Here is a 6,404-nt window from a genome sequence, read left to right on the forward strand (position 1 = left end):
ATGGCGGTTGTGGCGAAGTGGTTAACGCATCGGATTGTGGCTCCGACATTCGTGGGTTCGATTCCCATCAATCGCCCCATTTTATGTTCTTTTTATGGCGGCATAGCCAAGTGGTAAGGCCAAGGTCTGCAAAACCTTTATCCACCGGTTCGAATCCGGTTGCCGCCTTTTTGTATTATGTATCATGCCGATGTGGCGGAATTGGCAGACGCGCACGACTCAAAATCGTGTTCCTCTGGAGTGTCGGTTCGACCCCGACCATCGGTATCTAATAGCTCAGTAATATTAAGACTTCAGCAATTATGTTGAGGTCTTTTTGTATTTCAAGAAAGTATAAATTCCCAGCTGGAAGTTCATTCGACGAGTTTTCTTTATCTAAAGAAATTAAACTTTTTTAGAAGCTAGGGAATCGCGAAATAAAAGCAGCTGCGCCGGCAGCTGCTTTTATTCTGCGATTTCCTCTAGATGATAATACGTTACATTATAAATATGCTCCACTTCTTCATCTGTCATATACATTAATTGACTGTATTGAAGCCCTTTTATTTTTTGGATAAACTCAATCATATTTTTGCGTTCTTCTCTTCTCATCCCACATCTTCCTCTCTTTTCTGTTTTAATACAGTATACTTAACTTGATACTATTATATAACACAAAATAAAAAAAGTGCACTCTTTTTTTTGAAAAATTGTCCATTTTTTTAAAAGATAGGTATAAATTTGGGGAGATTGTGTATGCAAATCTATACTTTCCTACAGTGAAACAAAAATGGATCATCCTTACGTCGGATGATCCATTGGATGAACTGATTTTCTGTTATATTACAGCGTTAATACTTCTGGATGAGCAGTACCTGCTTTATCGATGTAGTAAATATGTTTCGGCTCAAGACGCAGCAGGATATAGTTTGGATCTTCTGGTCCATCCAACCATTTGTTTAAGCTATCGTTCCAAAATTCCTGCTTTAATTGTGCACTGTCCTCTAGATAAGCATCTGCTTCTATTTCAATAAATTCTTCACCCCAGCTTTTTCCTTCATTTCCGATGAGAACATGAACATTATTATTCTCCTTAATGTCATCCACCTTACGTGATAGATGATCTGTTGCGACATATAGTGTTAAGTCTTGGTGAAAAAACATCATAAAGCAGATGTGCGGTTTATGATCGCGTACAGTGGCTAGTACCCCTGTTTGTTGATTTTGGAGAATGTTTAAGATTTTTCCTTTTAGTTCCATGACTTCTGGCCCCCCTTTTTTTACTCTAGTTCTTACTGTTTTCTAGAACAGGCATTTTTAAACGAAAATTAAGATGGATTTTATGAAAACATGCAAATAATAATGGTACAATTAGTTCGTTATATTATTTGGAAGGGTTGGATTATTGTGGTAAATAAAATCTTTTTTCTGCTGGCGCTCGTTGGCGTACCGGTTTCAATAGCAGGAAATATCATGCATTGGTCTCAGACGCTCATGTTTGGTGTATACTGTCTCACAATCATTTCACTGGCGAGCTTTATGGGACGTGCGACGGAAAGTCTAGCTATCATTTCTGGTCCAAGCATCGGTGGTCTTTTAAATGCTACGTTTGGAAATGCGGTTGAGCTGATCATTTCTATTTTTGCTTTACAGGCAGGGTTAACAGAGGTTGTGCTTGCTTCGCTGACGGGTTCTGTACTTGGTAATCTGCTGCTTGTTGGCGGACTCTCTTTCTTTGTCGGCGGTTTAAAATATAAGCGTCAAACCTTTAATGTGTACGATGCTCGTCACAATTCGGCTCTTCTTATTTTTGCTGTTGTTGTCGCGTTTGTTATACCAGAAGTGTTTGCAATGGATATGGATGATGAGAGAACATTCACTTTAAGCATTGGCACATCCATTATTTTAATTGTGTTGTATCTGGCAGCTCTATTCTTTAAGCTTGTTACGCATCGTGGCGTTTATCAGCATAAAGGAGAGCAAGTAGAGGAGCATGAGGAGCCAGAATGGAGTAAAGGAAGAGCAATAACTGTATTGGCAGTGGCGACTGCTGCAGTAGCATATGTGTCAGAAGCGCTCGTACATACATTTGAGACAGTGGCAGAATCCTTTGGATGGTCAGAGCTGTTCATAGGGGTCATTATTGTTGCGATTGTTGGGAATGCAGCAGAGCATGCTTCTGCTATTATTATGGCTTATAAGAATAAGGTTAGTGTCGCAGTAGAAATTGCGGTAGGCTCTACACTGCAGATTGCCATGTTTGTAGCTCCGTTGCTGGTACTTGTTTCTTTGTTTCTAACGGAGCAACTGCCGCTCATATTCACGATGCCAGAGTTAATTGCTATGATTACGGCAGTATTTTTGACTATCTTTATTTCAAACGATGGCGATACGAATTGGTTTGAAGGTCTTACCCTTTTAGGAGCGTATGCAATTATGGGGATTGGTTTTTATCTGCTTTAAAATTCCTGGCCAAGGCTAGGAATTTTTTTTTATGTACGTAATATGTTCTATTATTAAGAAGAAAAAAGGAGACAGTCATGAAACTGACACGCTTGCTGTTTTTCATCATGGGAATTGCCATTTTAACATTTGGCGCCAGTCTCACCCTAAAGGCGAATTTAGGGGCAGGTCCTTGGGATGCTTTAACGGCAGGGCAAGCAACAGTAACGGGCTTTACTGTCGGATCATGGGTCATTATTGATGGTGTAGTTCTCTTATTTGTAAATGCGTATTTGCTGAGGCAAAAACCACAATTTTTAGCTGCTGTTACATTTGTGTTTATTGGTACGATGATCGACTTTTGGCTGTTAAAGGTGATGAAGGATTGGCATCCTATCGGACTTGCCTATCAGGCAGGGACACTGCTAGTCGGCATTATCATGCTTTCGGTAGGTGTGGCGATGTACCTGCAATCAAGCTACCCGGCCAACCCAATCGACAATTTGATGATTGCACTGCATAAACGATTCGGTGTTAGTTTAATGGTTGCAAAAACACTTGGAGAGATGACTGCTCTTGTATTTGCGATTTTACTAAAAGGACCCATTGGGATTGGAACGCTTGTAATTGCATTTACGATTGGGCCTACCGTCCAATGGTGTTATCATCCAACAGAACGATTTATGCTGAAGGTCAGTTCTATCTTAAGATAGAGCTGATTTTTTTGCACTGTAGGAAAGTATAAATTTCTAACAGGAAGCCAATTCGACGAAGTTAGAAATTTTAGGAATACAGTATAAGTAGGGCTACGCCTCTGTCTTCGCCCAAGGGCAGGGCTCGCCAATCGGCGAGTTTTCTTTATGGAAGAATGTTGGATAACAATAGAACGTACAGAAAACAATAACAATGATGAATCTTCCTTGAAAGGGGCACCAGGAATGAAAGGTGTAAAGCATGTCTTTATGATTTCTATTTTCTTGCTCGTTCTCGCTCATCCAGCGTTTGCTGATGCGAAGCCGATCCATTTCAAAATACCTGCGTCTGTAATAGACATTTCCAAGGAGAATACGTATCCGAACCCAACGCAGGATTTACCGCGTTTACAGCCGAGCGAGTTTGCAAAAAGCTTAGTAAAAACATCTGAAATCCCAATTGAAAATCCAAATTTAATCCGTATGTTCAATGAAACATCGATATCGAATGCACCGCTTGCTGTTGGATATCGAGCAAAAATTTATCTGGGGCAATGGCCTTTGAATTATGAATCAACGGAAACAACGGTGAATTGGGAATATCAGCAGATTAACCGGAATTTTCATGATAACCGCGGCGGCAGAACCTTTTTTCAGCTTCGTTATAATCAAGAAACACAGCGAATTGTGCACGGCGGCTTAACTGCTAATATACGCGGAGCAGAAGATGTGAAAAAAATGATGCTATTAAAGGCGATGGAAAAAACGCAGATGCCGCTCTCTTTCCAAACTGTAATTGGATATGGAACGAAGCATAGCCGTGTGTATAATGTTGGACCAAAACATCTTGGCTATCTGTATACGTATGCTCCAGCTGTAAATGAAAAGGGAAAGGTAACATTTGGGGAAGTATACTTAGTGTTAAAAGGAAATCAACGTAAATTAATGATTAAAAATGTAACGTCACAGGGAATTGGTGCTTGGATTCCAGTACAGGATCGTGTCTCCTTTGGCTTTATGACATCGCCACATCCACGATAGAAAAAGCGGGCTCAGTGGAGTCCGCTTTTTACAATTACAAGTAAGTATAAATTTTCATTTTCTTCAAAAGCTGAGCTTTGCTTTTTTTACAGTAAAGTCTTCATCCGGATAATAGCTGTTTTTTACAAGCGCATTCGGACCGAGACATTTGATAGCTGGGCAATGACAATTTAATTGCTTTGCCGTCTTTGAGCCCATCCATACATCATAAGCTTCCTGCAAGGTATTTGTCTGAATATTGCCGAGCGGAGGAACGTCACCAAAGTCAGTCACGATAATGCTGCCGTCGAAAATATTTACGTTGAGACGGGAGCGGCCATCTGGATCATTGCGAACTGTTACATTTTTACTGCGATACAATTTTTGCAGCACCTCTAGGTCGCGTTCATCAGAGCTGCATGCATAGAATGGCAATGTACCGAAAAGCATCCAAACATCCTCATTTCGAACATCGAGTAGGTGGGATACTGCTTCACGAATTTCATCCTTCGTAAGAATCTCTAAATTGCTCGCAAAGTCACTTGGATACATTGGATGTACCTCATGCCGCTTACAGCCCATCTCCTCTATAATTTGCTTATGGATATGTTCAATATGCGGAAGTGTACGCCTATTCAGCATTGTTTCTGCTGATACGAGCACACCTGCTTTTGACAGAGCCTTGCTATTTTCAATCATACGTTCAAAGAGCTTGGCGCGCTGCTCTACTGTTGGTTTTCGCTCCATCATGGCAAAGCCGCCCTCTGTAAAGTCCTCCAGCGTACCCCAATTATGAGAAATATGCAGTACATCCAAATACGGTATAATTTGTTCGTAGCGGGATAAATCTAATGTTAGATTTGAATTGATTTGTGTGCGGACACCGCGTTCATGCGCATACTTCAACAGAGGAATGACGTAGGATTGAACGGATGTTTTTGAAAGCATTGGCTCACCGCCGGTAATACTTAAGGAACGAAGTGAAGGAATTTCTTCCAATCGCTTGAGCAGCAATGCAAGCGGCAAGGCATTTGGATCCTTTGGCTGCAGGGTGTAACCAACCGCACAATGCTCGCATCTCATATTACATATCGTTGTGGTTGTAAACTCAACGTTTGTAAGTGTCAGATTGCCGTACTCCTCTATGTCCATATAAGCTTCCCACGGATCATAAGCGGGAGTAATCGGCTTGAGTTGTGATATATTCATACTAGAAACTCCTTTGTGTGTAAAGTAAAGCTTCGTACGTGAGCAATTTTCTCACGTATGATAAGGGAACAAGCCTAGCTTGTATCAGCCAGTGATGACCGATTGTAAGAATAAGCGAAAATGCCCATACTTATCATAGAAGAATAGTGCCAGTTTATAAACAGTTTTGCACAAAAAGTTTTTATCTTCTTGTATAATAGAAACAATATAAATAAAAAGGAGCGAATACGCATGGGAAATGCTGTACACGATAAAGATTCACAGCTAGTATATTTAAAGGAACGCTTGAATATGTTCGTGGAGGTCATTGATACGATGGATCCAGAGGATATTGAGCTTGAAGATATCGACCGTTTAATTGGCATGCTGGATGATTTAGAGGACAAGTGTGAGCAATTTAAGAAGTGATAAGACAAAGGAAAGGGGATGCGCTCGCATTCTCCTTTTTATTTGTACCAGAAAGTATACATTTCTAGCTAGAAAATGATTCGATGCAGCTGGAAATTTTAGGGGTAAAGTATAAGTACAACTGCGCCTCTGTCTTCGTCTAGGGGACAGGGCTTGCCAATCGTCATGTATATCTTATAAAGGAAAAACTTCTTCTGCTTTCTATGCAAAAAGGAGTATAATCAAATTGTGAAAACTTTTAGATAGCGTTCTCATTCAGGGGGGAAATGAAATGGAAAAGCTTCAAGAAAGTATGTACAAGTTAATCGTTGAGACTTCTACGAACCTGCCAAAGGATGTCCGCCGTGCCATTCAGCGTGCAAGGGAGAAGGAAAGCGCGGGTACTCGTTCGGCAATGGCGCTTCATACCATTACAAATAATATTAAGATGGCGGATGATAATATTTCGCCTATTTGTCAGGATACAGGAATGCCAACATTCAAAATAAAAACACCGGTTGGCGTAAATCAGCTTGTGATTAAAGAAGCAATTTATGCGGCGATTGAGCAAGCGACAAAGGATGGAAAGCTTCGTCCAAATTCTGTTGATTCCCTATTTGGCAATAACAGCGGCAACAACCTTGGTGCTGGTACTCCAGTTGTAAAATTCGAGCA

Annotated in this window: 8 protein-coding genes and 3 tRNA genes; 8 read left to right on the forward strand and 3 right to left on the reverse strand. The window is 40.7% G+C overall.

Going from position 1 to position 6,404, the window contains the following annotated elements; all coding sequences use genetic code 11:
* The first annotated feature begins 3 nt into the window (after nt 1–3).
* From EP737_RS21360 to EP737_RS21370, 3 genes are all read left to right on the forward strand, one after another.
* Nucleotides 4–79 (forward strand) — tRNA-His (locus EP737_RS21360).
* A gap of 17 nt (nt 80–96) precedes the next feature.
* A tRNA-Cys gene (locus tag EP737_RS21365) sits at nt 97–168 on the forward strand.
* Nucleotides 169–186: 18 nt separating this feature from the next.
* Nucleotides 187–267: transfer RNA gene (locus tag EP737_RS21370), tRNA-Leu, on the forward strand.
* A gap of 177 nt (nt 268–444) precedes the next feature.
* Here the strand turns inward: EP737_RS21370 and EP737_RS21375 are convergent.
* Together EP737_RS21375 and EP737_RS21380 are read right to left on the reverse strand one after the other, a co-directional pair.
* The gene (locus tag EP737_RS21375; RefSeq protein WP_129730793.1) at nt 445–591 is read right to left on the reverse strand and encodes a BH0509 family protein; all 147 of its coding nucleotides are present in this window, start codon (nt 589–591) and stop codon (nt 445–447) included.
* A gap of 231 nt (nt 592–822) precedes the next feature.
* Nucleotides 823–1,239 carry a pyridoxamine 5'-phosphate oxidase family protein gene (locus tag EP737_RS21380; RefSeq protein WP_129730795.1) on the reverse strand — a complete coding sequence of 139 codons (417 nt, stop codon included), beginning with the start codon at nt 1,237–1,239 and terminating at the stop codon, nt 823–825.
* Nucleotides 1,240–1,386: 147 nt separating this feature from the next.
* On the opposite strand from EP737_RS21380, the gene cax reads away from it, so the two are divergent.
* From cax to EP737_RS21395, 3 genes are all read left to right on the forward strand, one after another.
* Nucleotides 1,387–2,442 (forward strand): calcium/proton exchanger, encoded by a 1,056-nt coding sequence (gene cax, locus EP737_RS21385; RefSeq protein ID WP_129730803.1) that lies wholly within the window; start codon nt 1,387–1,389, stop codon nt 2,440–2,442.
* Between the two features lie 77 nt (nt 2,443–2,519).
* Nucleotides 2,520–3,134: a YczE/YyaS/YitT family protein gene (locus tag EP737_RS21390; protein ID WP_129730797.1), complete on the forward strand. Its 615-nt coding sequence runs from the start codon at nt 2,520–2,522 to the stop codon at nt 3,132–3,134.
* 225 nt (nt 3,135–3,359) lie between these two features.
* A complete protein-coding gene (locus EP737_RS21395) occupies nt 3,360–4,154 on the forward strand; it encodes a YfkD famly protein (protein WP_129730799.1) in 795 nt (264 codons plus the stop codon).
* A gap of 63 nt (nt 4,155–4,217) precedes the next feature.
* On the opposite strand, the gene yfkAB is transcribed toward EP737_RS21395, so the two are convergent.
* Nucleotides 4,218–5,342, reverse strand: coding sequence for a radical SAM/CxCxxxxC motif protein YfkAB (yfkAB, locus tag EP737_RS21400; RefSeq protein ID WP_129730801.1), 1,125 nt, complete (start codon nt 5,340–5,342; stop codon nt 4,218–4,220).
* Nucleotides 5,343–5,573: 231 nt separating this feature from the next.
* Between yfkAB and EP737_RS25770 the strand changes: the two genes are divergently transcribed.
* A complete protein-coding gene (locus EP737_RS25770) occupies nt 5,574–5,750 on the forward strand; it encodes an SE1561 family protein (RefSeq protein WP_165350883.1) in 177 nt (58 codons plus the stop codon).
* 271 nt (nt 5,751–6,021) lie between these two features.
* On the forward strand, nt 6,022–6,404 hold a 383-nt coding region (locus EP737_RS21405; protein WP_205650998.1), incomplete at its 3' end, for a fumarate hydratase.

Source organism: Ectobacillus funiculus (assembly GCF_004138295.1).
GTDB lineage: Bacteria > Bacillota > Bacilli > Bacillales > Bacillaceae_G > Ectobacillus > Ectobacillus funiculus.